This window comes from Mucilaginibacter sp. GW821-FHT07H05 (assembly GCF_059418485.1).
In genome coordinates, this window is the sequence record NZ_JBWKPY010000004.1 from 178,940 (window position 1) to 196,796 (window position 17,857).

The 17,857-nt window shown below is 46.6% G+C and carries 14 protein-coding genes; 3 read left to right on the top strand and 11 right to left on the bottom strand.

What is annotated here, in order from left to right; translation table 11 throughout:
- Window positions 1–8 precede the first annotated feature (8 nt).
- The 11 genes from AC07M6_RS11940 to AC07M6_RS11990 form a co-directional block, all read right to left on the bottom strand.
- Complete coding sequence (locus AC07M6_RS11940) at window positions 9–773, bottom strand: enoyl-CoA hydratase/isomerase family protein (RefSeq protein ID WP_494889649.1); 765 nt, start codon at window positions 771–773, stop codon at window positions 9–11.
- The gene (locus AC07M6_RS11945) at window positions 770–2,587 is read right to left on the bottom strand and encodes an AMP-dependent synthetase/ligase (RefSeq protein WP_494889650.1); all 1,818 of its coding nucleotides are present in this window, start codon (window positions 2,585–2,587) and stop codon (window positions 770–772) included. The genes AC07M6_RS11940 and AC07M6_RS11945 overlap by 4 nt, the downstream gene beginning before the upstream one ends.
- A 93-nt stretch (window positions 2,588–2,680) precedes the next feature.
- The gene (locus tag AC07M6_RS11950) at window positions 2,681–3,856 is read right to left on the bottom strand and encodes an acetyl-CoA C-acyltransferase (protein WP_494889652.1); all 1,176 of its coding nucleotides are present in this window, start codon (window positions 3,854–3,856) and stop codon (window positions 2,681–2,683) included.
- Between the two features lie 90 nt (window positions 3,857–3,946).
- Window positions 3,947–6,325, bottom strand: a complete 2,379-nt coding sequence (locus AC07M6_RS11955) for a 3-hydroxyacyl-CoA dehydrogenase/enoyl-CoA hydratase family protein (RefSeq protein ID WP_494889653.1) — start codon at window positions 6,323–6,325, stop codon at window positions 3,947–3,949.
- A gap of 130 nt (window positions 6,326–6,455) precedes the next feature.
- Entirely contained in the window at window positions 6,456–6,908 is a 453-nt protein-coding gene (locus AC07M6_RS11960) for a DUF2147 domain-containing protein (protein WP_494889654.1), read from the bottom strand.
- Window positions 6,909–7,186: 278 nt separating this feature from the next.
- Window positions 7,187–7,450 carry an acyl-CoA-binding protein gene (locus AC07M6_RS11965; RefSeq protein ID WP_494889655.1) on the bottom strand — a complete coding sequence of 88 codons (264 nt, stop codon included), beginning with the start codon at window positions 7,448–7,450 and terminating at the stop codon, window positions 7,187–7,189.
- A gap of 23 nt (window positions 7,451–7,473) precedes the next feature.
- Entirely contained in the window at window positions 7,474–7,920 is a 447-nt protein-coding gene (locus AC07M6_RS11970) for an acyl-CoA thioesterase (RefSeq protein ID WP_494889656.1), read from the bottom strand.
- Window positions 7,921–7,927: 7 nt separating this feature from the next.
- Window positions 7,928–8,905: an electron transfer flavoprotein subunit alpha/FixB family protein gene (locus AC07M6_RS11975; protein ID WP_494889658.1), complete on the bottom strand. Its 978-nt coding sequence runs from the start codon at window positions 8,903–8,905 to the stop codon at window positions 7,928–7,930.
- A 106-nt stretch (window positions 8,906–9,011) separates the two neighbouring features.
- The gene (locus tag AC07M6_RS11980) at window positions 9,012–9,755 is read right to left on the bottom strand and encodes an electron transfer flavoprotein subunit beta/FixA family protein (RefSeq protein ID WP_494889660.1); all 744 of its coding nucleotides are present in this window, start codon (window positions 9,753–9,755) and stop codon (window positions 9,012–9,014) included.
- 131 nt (window positions 9,756–9,886) lie between these two features.
- Complete coding sequence (locus tag AC07M6_RS11985) at window positions 9,887–11,683, bottom strand: acyl-CoA dehydrogenase FadE (protein ID WP_494889662.1); 1,797 nt, start codon at window positions 11,681–11,683, stop codon at window positions 9,887–9,889.
- 277 nt (window positions 11,684–11,960) lie between these two features.
- Window positions 11,961–12,848 carry a helix-turn-helix domain-containing protein gene (locus AC07M6_RS11990; RefSeq protein WP_494889664.1) on the bottom strand — a complete coding sequence of 296 codons (888 nt, stop codon included), beginning with the start codon at window positions 12,846–12,848 and terminating at the stop codon, window positions 11,961–11,963.
- Window positions 12,849–13,147: 299 nt separating this feature from the next.
- On the opposite strand from AC07M6_RS11990, the gene AC07M6_RS11995 reads away from it, so the two are divergent.
- The 3 genes from AC07M6_RS11995 (at window position 13,148) to AC07M6_RS12005 (ending at window position 17,596) form a co-directional block, all read left to right on the top strand.
- Entirely contained in the window at window positions 13,148–14,371 is a 1,224-nt protein-coding gene (locus AC07M6_RS11995; RefSeq protein WP_494889666.1) for an OmpP1/FadL family transporter, read from the top strand.
- Between the two features lie 19 nt (window positions 14,372–14,390).
- A complete protein-coding gene (locus AC07M6_RS12000; protein ID WP_494889668.1) occupies window positions 14,391–15,731 on the top strand; it encodes an SGNH/GDSL hydrolase family protein in 1,341 nt (446 codons plus the stop codon).
- A gap of 524 nt (window positions 15,732–16,255) precedes the next feature.
- Window positions 16,256–17,596: a sugar porter family MFS transporter gene (locus AC07M6_RS12005; protein WP_494889670.1), complete on the top strand. Its 1,341-nt coding sequence runs from the start codon at window positions 16,256–16,258 to the stop codon at window positions 17,594–17,596.
- The last annotated feature ends 261 nt before the right edge of the window (window positions 17,597–17,857 follow it).

The following is a 17,857-nucleotide window of genomic DNA, read 5'->3' on the forward strand; positions in this document are numbered from 1 at the left end:
TGAATTAGCTATTTTTTCGACGTTAGTTGCTGGATCATCATCTCCAAACCTTTGCGGGTTGCGGGTGCCCACCATTGATTCAGCATCATATCTAAAGTTTCGGTTTGATCGGCATTGAGCTGACTGATCAATGCTTTGCGCAGGTTCAATTTGCTTTGGCTCCAGGTTACCCGGTTAAACTTCATGTAGGCCCGTACCTTTGCTTCGGCTGCTGCCACTAAATTCTCGGCGCTGGCCACCTCATCCACTAAGCCCACATCCTTCGCGTCATTGACATTCAGCAGCTTACCTTCCATCAGGTACTGATAGGCCAGGCGTTGCCCCAACCAAAAAGCATATACATTAAAAACACTATCCGGCACAATGATGCCTACCGGTACTTCATTCAAACCAATAATATAATTCCCTTCGGCCATTATCCTGTAATCGGCACAGATGGCCATTACGCAACCGCCTGCCGGGCTATGCCCGCTGATAGCTGCCACCAATGGTTTTTTGAATGATGCCAGCACAGTTTGCATGTGCATAAAATCAGTCCAGAAAGCGCGGCTTTGTTCCTGGTCATAGCCATACGCTTCAATCAAATCGATGCCGGACGAGAAGAAGCCTTCCTTACCGGTCAGTATCAACCCGCCTATCTCATCATCAGTATCCAGGTCCTGAACGCAACTGATCAGTTCCTTTACCATGTCGTGATTGATGGGATTGGAACGCCCCCTGTCTAACTGAACAACAGCCAAACGATCATTAATGCTTATTTGGAATGTATTCATTTGGCAGTTGGGTCAATAGGATCGGTCTCCGTTTCGCCGTCATATAGCTTATCTATCTCGTCCTTATATTTTTCCATGATCACTTTGCGCTTCATCTTGCCGGTTGGAGTTAGTTCACCGCTTTCTACCGACCATTCGTTGGCCAGCAGGGCTACTTTTTTCACCTGTTCCACATGATTAAACTCCGGATTAAACTGCGCGATAATACCATTAAAAAGCGCAATTACCCGCCGGTCTTTGATCAGTTCGGCATGGCTGTAAAACAATACGTTATTCTCTGTACACCATGGAATTAAATTGATGTATGATGGTACGATCAGCGCTGCTACAAACTTCCTTTCCGACCCAATCACCATCATCTGCTCAATAAAATGATTTTCCTTCATCTTATTTTCAATAGGCAGCGGGGCCACATATTTACCACCCGATGTTTTAAAGATCTCTTTTTTACGGTCGGTTATTTTAAGGAACTTGCCTTCGTCCAGCACGCCAATATCGCCCGTATGAAACCAGCCACCCTGCATTACCTCTGCCGTCATTTCGGGGTTTTTGTAATAGCCAAGCATTACATTATCTCCCTTACATAGTATCTCGCCGTCTTCGGCAATCTTTACCTGCACATCTCCCAGCAAGGGGCCTACTGTACCAAACTTGCGCATGTTATTATAGTACTGGTTAACGGCTATCACCGGCGATGTTTCGGTAAGGCCGTAGCCTTCCAGTATCACAATTTTAGCCGCGGTAAATATCTTCTCTAACTTAATAGGCGTGGCCGAACTGCCAATTACTATCGCTTTTACATTACCGCCCACTGCAGCACGCCATTTGCTGTAAACCAATTTATCTGCAATAGCCAGCTTTATTTTATACCATAAACTGGTCCCTTCAATTTCAAATTCCTCGGCCAAAGCTATCGACCATAAAAACACCTGCTTTTTAAATCCTTCCAGCTTTTGCCCTTCGGCCATTATCCTTTCAAAAACTTTTTCCAGCAGGCGGGGTACTGCGGTAAATATTCCGGGTTTTACCTCTCTTAAATTAGGGCCGATGGTTTCCATACTTTCGGCATAGGATATAGAAAAGCCAAAAAAGAAATAGATATAGGTACACATTTTTTCAAAAATGTGGTTCAGCGGCAAAAAGCTAAGGGCATGTTTATGACCGGTGGGAATCTGTTTCAATACCTCGCCCGAATCCATTACGTTGGTCAGGATATTTTTATGGGTCAGCATTACGCCTTTGGGATGGCCGGTAGTACCTGATGTATAGATAATGGTGGTCACATCACCTTCCTTCACGGTATCGCTAACGGCTTTTATCCTTGCCAGATCGCCATCCTGCAATGGCTTCAGCAATTCTGACCAGTGCGCGCAGTCGGGTATCTGATCAAAGGAATAGATCTTTTTTAACGACGGGATATGGCTTTGTATCCCCGTTATCTTTTCGCAAAGATCGGGGGTGCTTACAAATACATATTTAACTTCGGCTTCGGTGAGTATTTGTTCTAACTCTTTAGCATTGCTGTTGGGATACAAAGGCACCAATATCGCGCCGATTTGCTGTACTGCAAGATCTACGATCAGCCATTCGGGCCGGCCATTGCTAACAAGGGCTATCTTATCCCTTCCTTCAGTTGTACCGTCACCGGCGGTTACCCCTAAATTCAGCAAAGCCACGGATAACTGATTGATGAGGGTGTGCACTTCCTGGGTGCTATAAGCCCGCCATACACCATTTTCCTTGGCATTCAGCAGGTTGGGCACAGGCGCGGCGGCCTGTATGGCCATACAATCAAATAATCTTGTCGCTGTCATTCTTTTAGTGATTAGAGATTAGTTAATTAGTGATTAGTTGCGTGTTAGTCATCATCTTATAAGCCTAATCTCTAATCACCAATTAACTAATCACTATAATAATTCAAATATCCCGGCGGCGCCCTGACCGGTACCTACGCACATGGTCACCATGCCGTACTTTTTATCGCGCCTTTTTAATTCGTTAAACAATTGTACGGATAACTTTGTCCCGGTGCAACCCAGCGGGTGCCCCAAAGCAATCGCTCCTCCGTTTACGTTAATCACATCCGGGTTTAAATCCAGGCCTTTTATCACCGCTAATGATTGCGACGCGAAAGCCTCGTTCAGCTCAATCAGATCCAGATCCTGCTGCTTCATACCGGCGGCTTTTAATACTTTAGGAATAGCCACCAGCGGACCAATACCCATTATCCGCGGCGGCACACCGGCAACCGCGTAGTTTACCATGCGCGCAATTGGTGTCAGATTATTGGCTTTCATAAACTTTTCGCTCACCACCATCACAAAGGCGGCGCCATCACTGGTTTGCGATGAATTACCTGCTGTAACCACACCCTTCGCATCAAACACCGGCTTCAGTTTAGCCAATGCATCCAACGATGTATCCGCACGCGGACCTTCATCGGTATCTACCTTAAATTCGCGCTTTTGTTTTTTGCCGCTCTCGTCAACATATATTTCGGTTACGTTCATCGGCACTATTTCATCCTTGAATTTACCATCAGCAATAGCCTTAATAGCCTTTTGGTGCGAGTTATAGGCAAACTGGTCCTGCTCTTCGCGGCCAACGTTATACTCTTTGGCTACCGCTTCGGCGGTTAAGCCCATACCCCAGTAATAATCGGGGTTGCTTAACGCGATATCGGTATTAGGCACAATACGCCAGCCGCCCATAGGCAGCAGGCTCATACTCTCTACACCGCCGGCAATAATACAATTGGCAATACCGGCATGTATTTTAGCAGATGCGATAGCGATAGTTTCCAAACCCGAAGCGCAATAACGGTTCACCGTCATGCCCGGTACCTTATCCGTATCCAGCGCCATCAGCGAGATCAGCCGGCCTACATTCAGGCCCTGCTCCGCCTCGGGCGTAGCGTTACCTACTATCACATCTTCAATCTGTTCCTTATCCACATTGGGTACCGATGCCATCAGTTCCCTGATCACATCTGCCGCCAGTGTATCCGGCCGGGTGAACCTGAAGCCTCCCCGCGTTGCTTTACCGATGGCGCTGCGGCTGGCCGCTACTATATATGCATTCATAATGCCCCCTAACCCCCTAAAGGGGGAATTTTGTTTAAATATCTAATCCTTTATTTATCTCTTTCTCCCCCTTTAGGGGGCCGGGGGCTTTTAGTTTCTCAAAACCTTACCACCCGTAATTATACTCTGTATCCGCTCCAGCGTTTTGCGCTCGGTGCATAGTTGCAAAAAGGCTTCGCGCTCCAGGTCCAGCAGGTAATTCTCGCTGACGATGCTGGGTTGCGATAAATCGCCGCCGCAAAGTACGTAAGCCAGTTTTTGCGAGATCTTTACATCATGCTCGCTGATATAGTTACCGCTGTACATGCTGTTGGCGCCAATATAACCCAAACCCAATGCCTGTTTACCCAACACCCGGATATCAGTACGCGGGATAGGTTGCACGTAGCCTTCATCAGCCATTACCAGGCATTGCTGCTTGGCTTCGGCTAATAAACGTTTTTCGGATACGACTACCATATCGCGGCCTTTTTTCAGGTAACCCAGTTCAAAAGCCTCGTAAGCCGAGGTAGAAACCTTAGCCTGTCCGATGGTGAGGAACCTATCGCGGAAGTTGTTCATTTCTATATCGCCATCCTGTAACTCGTCGGATAGCCGCAGGGCAAACTCCTTGGTGCCGCCGCCGCCGGGGATGAGGCCTACACCAAATTCCACCAGGCCCATATAGGTTTCGGCATGTGCTACTACCTTATCGGCATGCAGGCACATTTCGCAGCCGCCGCCTAAGGCCATCTGGCGCGGGGCAATTACTACCGGGATAGATGAGTAACGGATGCGCATCATGGTATTCTGGAAAGCGCGGATCACCATGCTCAGTTCATCATACTCCTGCTCAACCGCCATCATAAATATCATACCCACATTGGCGCCGGCGCTGAAATTGGCGCCCTCGTTACTAATCACCAATCCTTTGTACGATGCTTCGGCCAGGGTAATGGCTTTGTTAATACCTTCAATCACCTCGCCGCCAATGGTGTTCATTTTGGTATGGAACTCCAGGTTGATAATGCCATCGCCAATATCGGTAATGGTTGTCCCGCTGTTTTTCCATACGGTTTTGCTGGCGCGGATATTATCCAATAAGATAAATTGTTCCGTTCCCGGGATAATTTTGTAGGATTTGGATGGGATATCGTAATACTTTTTGTGCCCATCCTCTATTTGATAAAAGGACTTCGCACCACTCGCCAGCATATCATAAACCCATTGCGCGGGCTTGTTGCCGGCAGCTTCCATGGCTTTTAAGGTAGCTTCTACACCCAGTGCATCCCATTTTTCAAACGGCCCCATTTCCCAGCCGAAACCGGCGTTCATGGCGGCATCTATCTTGTATAATTCATCCGATATTTCGGGGATACGGTTGCTGGAATAGGCAAACAGCTGGTAAAAAACAGCCCGATAAAAATCGCCGGCTTTATCTTTAGCGTCGAACAGCATTTTCAGCCGGTCGCTCATATTGTCAACCGTTTTGGTGGTTTCCAATACCGGGAACTTCACTTTTTGTGATGGCTTGTATTCCAGTGTTTTTAAATCCAGCGCCTGGAACTCGCTTTTACCATTAATCTTTACTTTTTTATAAAAACCCTGTTCGGTTTTGCTGCCCAGCCAGTTGTTCTTTTGCATTCCGCTCACATATTCAGGTATGTTGAACAACGCGTTAGCCTCATCATTGGGCGCATTCTCGCGTAATCCGTTAGCTACATGCACCATCGTATCCAAACCCACCACATCGGTAGTACGGAACGTAGCCGATTTAGGGTGGCCGATAACCGGGCCGGTCAGCTTATCCACTTCCTCCACCGTCATGCCGGTTTTTTCTACATAGTGCAAAATGCTCATGATACTGAACACGCCGATACGGTTGCCAATAAAGGCAGGGGTATCCTTAGCCAGCACGGTGGTTTTACCCAGGAATTTCTCGCCAAAGAGCATCAAAAAATCGGTTACTTCGGGCAGGGTATCCTTTGTGGGGATGATCTCCAAAAGTTTCAAATAGCGCGGCGGATTGAAGAAGTGGCTGCCGCAGAAATGCTTTTTAAAATCGTCGCTGCGTCCTTCAGTCATTAAATGAATTGGGATGCCCGAAGTGTTGGATGTGATGAGCGTTCCGGGTTTACGGAATTTCTCTACATTGGCAAACACCTGTTGCTTAATATCCAGGCGTTCAACCACTACTTCTATCACCCAATCGCACTCCGTAATTTTGGATAGATCATCCTCAAAGTTGCCGGTAGTAATACGTTTGGCAAATGATTTCAGGTAGATAGGTGACGGGTTAGATTTCAGCGCGAATGTAAGCGCGTCGTCAACTATCTTATTCCTGCTTTTTTTATCGGCAGGGGCATCTTTTGGCACAATATCCAGCAGCAACACCTGTACACCGATGTTAGCGAAATGACAGGCAATCCTGCTCCCCATAACACCCGAGCCCAGTACAGCTACTTTTTTTATCACTCGTTTAGCACTCATTTTTATGCTTGTTTATTTTTATATCTTAAATCACGTCATTGCGAGCGTAGCGTGGCAATCCCCGATTTACAGAGCGGCTCTACAGGTAGGGGATAGCCACGTCGCTCCGCTCCTCGCTATGACGTTGTGGTCATTCCACCCTCGTCCACGTAGTGGTACGCCCGAACAACGAGATCCCGATATACCCGCGGATATCCAGCGTTTTGCCTTTATAAGTCATTTTACATGAATAAGTTTTACCGTTCAGCGGATCGTAAATGGTACCGTCAGTATACTTCTTATCACCATCTTTTACAAAGCCGTTCAGCACGGGTAAACCCAAACGCGGACGGGTGCGCAATTTTTCGTCGGTATTCATTTCATCCAGCTTAGGCTTTCCGTCTTTTAACGGCTCCTTCAGCCATACCACTTTACCATTAAAATGGCCGCTGGCATCTTTTTTAATTTCTACCTTACCGGTTTTTTCGGCATTATACCACAGGCCCTCGATGGGGTCGGTTTGTGCCTTAGCGGCGATATTGAAGCAACATACAGCCAGCAGTGCAAATGCCAGGCGAATAAAATGTTTTCTAAATACAGACATGATGTTTGGATTTTAGGCAGGCAATTACGCTCTTTTTACAGATCAGCAAATTACCGGCAGGTTTATAATAATTTAGTATTGGTTTATATGCAAGTAACGTATTCCAAAGCAATTTACAAAGGTCTAAATGACGGCAACATTTGTCAAAATTTCGGTTAAAATTAATTGTCATTGCGAGGAGTGAAACGACGCGGCAATCCCATAGGCAGGTCCTATTTGCTTGTCCTATGAGATTGCCACGCTATCGCTCGCAATGACAATTCGTTCTTATTTGCCTATTACCCCTTCAACTCCCCTACCAAATCAACATAAGCCTGCATGGCATCATCAGCTGATAATCCTTTTTGCCCTTTCCAGGCATTGTATTTGGCCTGGGCTACCATATCAAACATATGTGGCTTTTCGGTATCAGCGGGCATATCGCCCTCTGTAGCCTGCTTGTACAGGCTATATAATTTCAGCAGTATTTCATTACTGGGGCGCTTGCTTAACCCTTTACTATCTTTAGCTGCTTGCTCAAAACTTTGTTTCAGATCGCTCATATCGGTATTTGTAGATTTTTATTTTAAGATTTCGGCGCTTCTTCCATATAATCGGCGCTTTTAGGTGCCTGCGCAAACAGGTCGCTTATCTCCTTTGGCAATACAGCCAGCTTACGCTTTTCCGTATCTATCCATGATCCATCGGCAATAATGGTAGCCGCTTTTACATCGTCCTGGCGGTAAATCTCGTGCCTGATGCTCCACCTGGAACCATCCGCGCGCGATTTGATCACCTCGCAAGTTACCTTGATACGGTCGTTAAAACCAACTTCCCGCAGGTAAAACAGTTCTTCGCGGAACAGCACCGGACCAATTTTATATTGAAAAAGCTTACCCGGTTTCAATCCAACGCTTTCCATCATGGCCAGGCGTGTCTGCGCCGCAAAATCAGCATAGGCAGAGTGTCGCATATGCATATTGGCATCAATTTGTGCCCAAAGCACCGGGCCTTCAAAAAACACGTTTTCCATTATTAAATTATTTATGGCTTTCTTTAAATTTTTTAACGGCGGCTGTCAGGCGTGGTAATATTTCCATCGCATCGCCTATCACCCCATAGTTGCCTGCCTTAAAGAACGGCGCTTCGGGATCTTTGTTTATCACAACGATGGTTTTTGATCCGTTCACCCCCGCCAAATGCTGGATAGCGCCCGAAATGCCCACCGCGATGTATAAATTTGGCCGGATAGTCCCGCCGGTTTGCCCCACGTGTTCGTGATGCGGGCGCCAATGCGCATCGGCTACCGGGCGCGAGCAAGCTGTGGCCGCGCCTAATTCCTTAGCCAGGTCTTCAATCAATCCCCAGTTTTCAGGGCCTTTCATGCCACGGCCGCCCGATACCACCAGTTCAGCTTCACTCAACGGTACTTCGCCTTTTACCTTGTTCACCTCTTTAACGGTTATACCAAAATCCTTATCGCCAAAAGTAACATCCAGCTTTTCAACGGTAGCGCTACCATCAGCTTTTTGCGGTTGAAAAGTGTTTGGCATCAGCGTAATCACTTTTACATCGCTCAGGATATTTACATAAGCAAATGCTTTGCCCGAGAATACTGCTTTTTTGATCACAAATCCTTTTGCCGTATCCGGGTAGGATAACGCGCCGGCAAGCAATCCGGCTTTTAGCTTAACCGCAACGCGCGGAGCAACCGCCCGCCCGTTAATATCGTGTAGCGTGACAATTACCTTACTGCCCTCCTTTTGCGCGGCAGCAATTACCGCGCTGGCATAAGCACGGGCATGCAGTTCATTTAAACGGGCATCGGCTACGTGCAATACTTTTTGCGCGCCATACTGGCCAAGTGCAGCCATTTCGGCATCGGCAACAGTACCTAATACTAAGGCAGTTACATGGGTGCCCTGTGCTTTGGCTATGCCGGCCGCATATTGTACGGCTTCAAAACTCTTCTTTTTTATATTCCCTTCGGTATGTTCTACCAATACTAATACAGACATGCTATTTTTAGATTTGAGATGTTAGACATGAGATCTGAGATAAGTTTCGTGGTATTGCGATGTAAGCAAATCTCCATACTCACATCTCAATACTTATATCAAGAGATCAAATAACCTTAGCCTCGCTGTGCAGTAGCTCTACCAGCGCATCCATATCATCCGGGCTAACCAGTTTGATACCCGCTTTAGCCGGAGGCAATTCATACAATAAGATCTCGGTAACCGCTTCAACCGCTGTAGGCGTAACCACCTTTAGCGGACGGGTACGCGCTGCCATAATACCACGCATGTTTGGTATCCGGGCCTCGGCCACACCTTTCTGACAGGAGATGACCACGGGCAAACTACAGGTATCGGTTTCTTCGCCGCCTTCAATCTCGCGCTTCACGGTAGCGGTAGTACCATCAACCTGGATATTAGTCGCGAAGCCAATGTAATCCACATCCAGCAACGCGGCCAGCATAGCGCCGGTGGTACCGTTATTATAGTCGATGGACTCCTTACCGCACAGTATCAGATCATAACCTGCTGATCTGGCGTATTCGGCTATATAATTGGCTGTTTGGTAAGCGTCGTTACTATCCGCGTCAATACGGATGGCTTCATCGCCACCAAGTGCTAATGCTTTACGGATTACCGGCTCCACATCGGCTTTGCCGACGGTAATCAAATGCACATCGGTAGCTGTTCCGGCTTCTTTCAATTCTAAAGCACGGATCAAGGCATACCATTCATCGTAAGGGTTAATTACCCAGGTAGTACCCTGGCTGTTAATGGCCGTATCGTTATCCTTCAATATAATTTTGGTGCTGGTATCCGGCACCTGGCTAATACACACTAATATTTTCATAATGGTAAATCTATAGTTCCCTCCCTTGGGAGGGGTGTGTTAGGATGTGAGGTGGCAGGGAGGGGTTTCATCGCCTGGATAAACCCCTCCCTACACCCTCCCCATGGGAGGGAATCGCACCTTCCCTTATCTTAAAAGCAATACTTATTCTCCGCAATCACTTTTGCAGCTATGTTTCTGCGGGCGGCGGTGGTGTTAAAATCTTCGGTTTTGGTATAGCGGCGCAGGCCCATCATCATCATGCGGCGTTCGTCGCCTTCGGCAAAGGCATTTAGCGCCTCCTTGCCGGCTTTCATAATCTTTTCGGCAGCATCATTAATAAATACCCGCATCATATCCAGTTGCAGGGCGCAGGCTTCCTCGCCACGCATGCCTACCAGTTTTTCAACCCGTAACTGCAGCGATTCGGCAACATACAGCTGAATCAGCATATCGGCCAGGTTCATCAATACTTCCTGCTCCTTGCCTAACTGCGTCATTAACTTTTGCACGGCTGCCCCGGCTACCATTAGTACGGCTTTCTTAAAATTAGCCACATATTTTTTCTCTTTGCTAAACAAGGTTTCCTCTTCGCCGGCGCCAAAATCGGGGATACTCATTAATTCACCTGCTACTTTTTGGGCGGGGCCCATCAGGTCAAGTTCGCCCTTCATGGCGCGTTTCAGCATCATATCAACGGTTAACATTCGGTTAATCTCGTTGGTGCCTTCAAAGATCCGGTTAATGCGCGAATCGCGGTAAGCCCTGTCCATCGGCGCTTCGGCGCTATAGCCCATCCCACCATAGATCTGCACACCCTCATCCACTACATAATCCAATGTTTCAGATGCATCCACCTTAATAATAGCGGCCTCGATAGCGTATAGCTCGGTGCCTTTCAGTTTAGCTTTTATCGGATCCATACCCTCGGCTATCATGTGCTCGGTTGCTTCTTCCATATTCTGACTGGCACGATAAATGGCCGATTCGGAAGCGTAAGTACGGATCACCTGCTCGGCAATTTTATAGCGGATAGCGCCATATTTTGCTATCGGGCGACCAAACTGCTCCCGTTCGTTAGCGTACCTTACCGAATAGTTAATGATGGCCTTGCCCCCTCCTAAAGTAGCGCCGCCTAATTTGATACGGCCCAGGTTCAGGATGTTCACGGCTATTTTAAAACCATTCTGGCGCTCGGACAGCAGATTTTCTACCGGCACCTTGCAATCGTTAAAAAACACCTGGCGGGTAGAGCTGCCCTTGATGCCCATTTTATGTTCTTCGGTATTCAGCGATAAGCCTTCAAAACCTTTTTCTACAATAAAGGCGCTCAGGTTTTCATCGTCGTCAATTTTAGCAAACACGGTAAATACATCTGCAAAGCCGGCGTTGGTGATCCACATTTTTTGCCCGGTGATCAGGTAATATTTACCATCTTCGGATAAGCGTGCCCGCGATTTACCCGAATTAGCGTCCGACCCTGCTCCCGGTTCGGTTAAGCAATAAGCACCCTTCCACTCGCCGCTGGCCAGTTTAGGGATGTACTTAGCTTTTTGCTCATCATTACCATAGTATAATATAGGGAGGGTGCCGATACCGGTATGCGCCGAAAAAGCCACCGAGAACGAGTTGCCCGCGCCCAGTTTTTCGGTTACCAGCATGGATGTTTTAAAATCCTTACCAAAGCCGCCATATTCTTCGGGGATGGAGATACTCAGCAAGCCCAGCTGACCGGCTTCTTCCATCAGATGCTGCATCAGTCCTTCTTCCTGTTCGTCGATACGGTTAAGGTTTGGGACTACATTCTGGGCCAGAAAATCGGTACAGGTTTGGGCAATCATTAATTGCTCCTCGTTCCATTCTTCGGGTATAAAAATGCTGTTGGCCGGGGTATCCCTGATCAGGAATTCACCTCCCTTAATAGCGCTTGCAGTTTCGGTAGTGCTCATAACGTGTTTTCAGTAATATTTAATAAAGCCGGGGTGCAGCTTTTCAAGTTTAATAATCGAATGTAAAATTAGATGCGATTTAAACGAGATGAAAGGTCTGCAATGCGGAGATGTTGGTCAAAATGTCGGTATCGTAAGTTACAAACATCTTGCGCTCGTTTGTAACGAGTGCAAGATATAACCACCGCGTCATTGCGAGGCACGAAGCTCTCCAACTGGCTTCAGTCTATGACTGAAGCCAGCTATATTAGATCTGCACGATTAGACCTGCACTGCTCTAATTCCCGCTCACCACCCGATAATCCGACGGCGACATACCCGTATGCTTTTTAAAATACTTGCCAAAGGTAGATTGATCGGGGAAATGGATATCATCGGCTACATTGGCTATGCTGATATCGTTATTGCGCAGCAATACTTTGGCTTCCAGTATCACGGCATCATCTATCCACTCGCCGGCGGTGCGGCCGGTTACTTCCTTAATAGTTTCAGTTAAATGTTTGGGCGATACAAAAAGGGCATCGGCGTAATACTGCACATTGCGGTGCTCTTTGTACTGCTGAAAAACCAGGTCCTGAAACAGCATATTTAATTCCTGCTTGCGGGTTTGCTTGCCTTTAATAATGGTATGCTGCTTCTCATAAACCGATTGCACCTCGTACAACATGGTAGTAAGCATGCTGCGTGCTATTTGCATCCGATAAGGGTGCTGCTCGCGCTCCAGCTTTTGTTGCATCAGCAGGTAAATATCCAGTATCATTTTCGCATCGGCATTATCGGGGTAAATAACCGGGATAGAGGCGCTTTTAAAATAGCTGAACGTTTCCAGAAAATGGCTGTTGGCATTATTTTCGGTCAGGAATGCTTTGGAAAAAACCAGGAAACGGCACAAAAAATCGGGGCTGCTGTTATAGATCCTTAATACATGGAATGGCGTGGCCAGCAACATGGCATCGGGCCCGGCTTCGTACACCTGCAGGTTTACCTCAACCTGGGCATTACCGCGGGTACAAATGCCGATAATATAACCATCCGACCGGTAAGGATATTCGCTTAAAGTTAACAGCTGCTTTTCATCAGCCACAAAAAAATCAGCGCTTACAAAATTGTCTGCATACAGGTCTGCAAATTTTGACAAGCTTAACTGACCGATCTTTTTACTCATATAGGTTATATATTGTGATAATTTAACCACAAAGTACACAAAGGTTTTTGCACAAAGGGCACAAAGCTTGGGTTGCTTTTTAACGAGTTAATTTTGTGTTCTTTGTGGTTTCTTTTCTTTGTGTTCTTTGTGGTTAAATAATTATCAAACTAAAATTAAAGTTTTCTCCGACATATTGACTAATATCTCCGCATTATAGCCCTTTTTTTCCTTTTAAACCACCGTATTTTTATTTTTTTAAAACTGTATGTTAACGCCCAACGTTAAACTACATAATTATAAACCATTTATAAGAAATTATGAGAAAACTACTACTCTTGCTCCTGGCAACTGTGCCTGTTATGGCATTTGCCCAGGGCTTCCAGGTTAACTTACACGGACAGAAGCAGATAGGCATGGGCCACACTGGTACCGGCTTGCTGCAGGACGGCGCTTCCGTTCTGTTTAACCCGGGCGCCGTGGCCATGCTTCCCGAAAACTATATCCAGGCCGGTGTTAGTCCGCTTATGTTTAAATCGGCCTTTGTACCCACCGGCAGCAATACCCAATACAACAACGCCAATAAAATTGCTACTCCGTTTACCGCCTACGCGGTATGGGGGCCTAAAAACTCTTTCTGGAAGTTAGGCCTGGGTGTTTATACACCTTTTGGCGGTTTAACCGACTGGGGTACCAACTGGACTGGTAAATACGCGCTGGAAAGCCTTGACCTGAAAGCGATTTATATACAGCCAACTATCAGTATCAAACTGGCTGATTTTGTGAGTATAGGGGGTGGCTTTGTTTACAACCATGCCAGTGTCGACCTGACCCGCGCTATCCCACTGTCGAGCTCGACCGGCGCAGATGGCCAGGCCGAACTTAAAGGTGATGGCAAAGGCTACGGCTGGAATGCCGGTGTTTATTTCAAAACCGAATCGGGCGTTACCATAGGTATCACCCATCGCAGCAAAGTAAACACAACCGTTAGTAACGGCGATGCTATATTTAAGGTACCGGCTTCGGTACAAGGCAACTTCCCCCAGCCAAATACCTTTAATGCCAGCCTTCCGCTGCCGGCTACCACATCATTAGGTATGGGTTTTTATCCCTGCAAGGATTGGACACTGGCATTTGATGTGAACTATGTACACTGGAGTGTTTACAAGGCCCTGGCATTTGATTATGCTACCAATACCGCAGTTTTGGCCGATACCTACTCGCCGCGTAATTATAAAGACGCCGTAGCGCTACGCTTTGGCGCCGAACGCAGGGCCAGCGAAAAAGTTGCCATCCGTTTTGGCGGCGGTATCGGGATCACACCTGTAGCCGATGGTTATGTAACCCCCGAAGCACCTGATGCCAACCGTTATTATGTAACAGTCGGACTGGGTTATAAACTGACCAGGCATTTAGATCTCGACCTCTCATTCGAATACGAAAATGTTGCGGCACGTAAACAAACCAATATCGAATCTAACCTGTCGGGCACGTTCAAAACCAATGTTTATATCCCCGGTTTATCAATTGCTTATCACTGGTAGAACTTAATAACTTAATTAGATGAAAAATTTCAAATCATATTCATATATACTTGTATTGGCCGGTTTGCTGGGCTTTTCGGCCTGCAAAACCAATATCGATACACCTAAGCCTTCCGCCGGGTCGGTCAATTTTTCAAGGTACATTTCGGTAGGTAATTCATTAACAGCAGGCTACGCCGATGGTGGTTTATACCGCGAAGGCCAGTTAAACTCGTACCCAAGCATTATTGCCGCCCAAATGGCAAAAGTTGGTGGCGGTACCTTTACCCAGCCCTTATTTACCGAAGCACAGTTTAACGGATCGGGTTATATAAAACTGACCGGCTTTGATGCTACAACCGGTTCGCCTATCACCACACCACAAACTACCAACCTGGCTGTAACAGGCGTGGTGGCCGTCCCTGGTTTTGGTAACGTAACTACTTATACCAAATACAGCGGCGATTTAAATAACTACGGTGTACCGGGCATTAAATTGCTGCACGTAACTTTGGCATCATACGGTAACCTGAATGGTTATTACGAAAGACTGTTACCTAATCCAACGCCAACCAACACCACCACCTATTTAGATTTTGTTACCGCCAAGCCATTTACCTTCTTTACCAATTGGTTAGGGAATAACGATGCTTTAGGCTATGCAACATCAGGCGGTGCAGGCGATGTGCTGACTGATAAAAGCACCTTCGCGGCATTATACCAGACCACAATCAGCAAATTAGTTGCAGGTGGTACAGGCGGCAGCGGCGCTAAAGGTGCGGTAGCTACTATCCCCGATGTTACTACTATCCCTTATTTTACTACCGTAACTGTGCCATTGATTTTAGGCAGCGTACAAAAAGCTAACCCATCTGTACAGGCGCTTTATATCAACGCGCTGGTTCCGGGCACTACATCAACATACGCGCCAAGGGTAGCTACTGCCGCCGACCTGATTGTGCTGACTTTTCCTACATCTAAAATGGGTGTACCAAATGGCAGCGGCATCCCTTATGGTTTGCACCCGCTTAACCCTATCGAAACACAATATGTTTTAGATGCAGCCGAGCAGGGTTTGGTTAAGGATTATGTAAACTCATACAACACCACTATTAAATCGGTAGCATCTGCAAATGGTTTAGCTGTGTTTGATGCCTTTACCTTTTTGAGCGATTTAAAAAAGAACGGCCTGGTTGTAAATGGTGTAAGCTTAAGCTCAAACTTTGTTAGCGGCGGTGTGTTTTCGTTAGATGGTGTGCATTTAACCCCGCGTGGTTATGCGATTGTTGCTAACGAGTTTATTAAAGCTATTAACAGCAAATACGGTTCAAGCGTTCCGCAGGCTGATGTATCGGCTTATAACGGTGTGAAATTCCCGTAAGGATTTTTAGATAGAAAGCGCCGGAAAATGGCACGCGATATTGACAGGCATTACCGAAAGGTGATGCCTGTTTTGGTTTTAAGATTGGGGCCTTGTGGGGATGGTTAGCACACGGGTGTCATGCTGAACTTGTCGAAGCATGGCGGGCAGGCCACCGCTCCACCCTTCGACAAGCTCAGGGTGACAGCCGCTGCCGCTGTTTCAGAACCTACTTAAATATCACCAGCAGGTAATCCAAAAAACCGTCCTCAATAATATCGTCTATTACAAACTGCTCATCAATCTGAGCAGAAAAGTCTATTAGTTCCTGGCTCATCGCTTTAATTTTTATTATGCTAACATAGTATTTTTTATACCAAAAACCAAATTGGTTTTCATTATGTTTTAAAAAGATTAAATTATGTTAACGGCGACTTAACATAGAGAGCGGTATCTGTCGTAAAATAGTCCATCCTTTGTAAAAGTAAATCCATTGTTATACTTTTAATAAACTACCATCTTTAACCAACCTATAAATCAAAATTGTGCAAACTGAAACCTTTAATAATAAATACATTATCGGCATTTCCTTTATATCGGCCTTAGGCGGGTATTTATTTGGATTTGACTTTGCCGTAATATCCGGCGCGTTGCCTTTTTTACGTACACAGTTTATGCTGGATGCCTGGTGGGAAGGCTTTTTAACCGGGTCTTTAGCTTTAGGCTGCATAGTTGGCTGCCTGATAGCCGGTAACATTACCGACCGTTACGGCCGCAAGCCCGGACTAATGATAGCGGCGGCAATTTTCGCAATATCGTCCATCGGTATCGCGCTGTCGCAGGGTTTAACGTTTTTTGTCGTGATGCGTTTCGCGGCGGGCATTGGCGTGGGTATGGCATCTATGCTTTGCCCCATGTACATTGCCGAAGTATCGCCCGCCAAAGTAAGGGGCCGCAATGTAGCCATTAACCAGCTGACGGTAGTGATAGGTATACTGGTAACCAATTTGGTTAATTACCTGTTAGCCGATAACGGCCCCGATGCCTGGCGCTGGATGTTTGGCTTAGGTGTAGTCCCTTCCCTCATCTTCCTGGTGGGGGTAATCTGGCTGCCCGAAAGCCCAAGGTGGCTGTTAAAAGATGGACAGGTAGCCAAAGCTAAAGCTGTATTAAACAAGATAGGATCGGAAGCCTTTGCCGAAACCACTACCGCGGCTATCCAAAAATCGCTGGTGGGCCATACAAAATTATCCTACAAAGCCGTGTTTGAGAAAAGTGTGCGGCCGGCCGTAACCGTAGGGATCATCCTGGCCATATTCCAGCAGTTTTGCGGCATTAACGTGGTGTTCAATTATACCTCTACCATATTCGAGTCGGTGGGCGCTAACCTTAACCGCCAGCTTTTCGAAACCGTTTCCATAGGCGCGGTTAATCTGATCTTTACCATTTTGGCTATGTGGCTGGTTGATAAACTGGGCCGCCGGCCGCTGATGCTGGTGGGGTCCTTAGGTTTATCTGTGCTGTACATTATACTGGCCTTTATGCTGCAAAACAGCTACCCGGCCTACCTGGTATCCATATTTGTACTGCTGGCTATCAGCATATATGCTATATCCTTAGCGCCGGTTACCTGGGTGCTGATATCCGAGATCTTCCCTAATAAAATACGGGGCGCGGCATCGTCGGTAGCTATCGTATCGCTTTGGGGGGCTTATTTTATACTGGTTTTCACCTTTCCTATCCTGGCAAAAAAATTAGGTACTTATGGCCCGTTCTACCTGTACGCGGTTATCTGTTTCCTGGGCTTTTTGTTTGTGATGCGTAAGGTAAAGGAAACCAAAGGCCAAACGCTGGAAGAGTTGGAAGATAATTTGGTGAGGCATTAGTACCTCACCCCAACCCCTCTCCGAGGGAGAGGGGAAACTAAACGAAGCAAGGGATTTGCTTGCCTGTGTACTGCAATTGGATACCGGACATCAAGGTGAAAAAACGCATTGTAGCCTGTCGGTAAAGCAGGTTGAATTGCAGAAATAATCCTGATTTAATAAACAATAATATAGTCCATCGTATTAGTTTAATATTCCATTTTTAATAATTTATATCATCCATAGTTTTGCATATTTATTTCTTCTCAGTTTAAACCAATT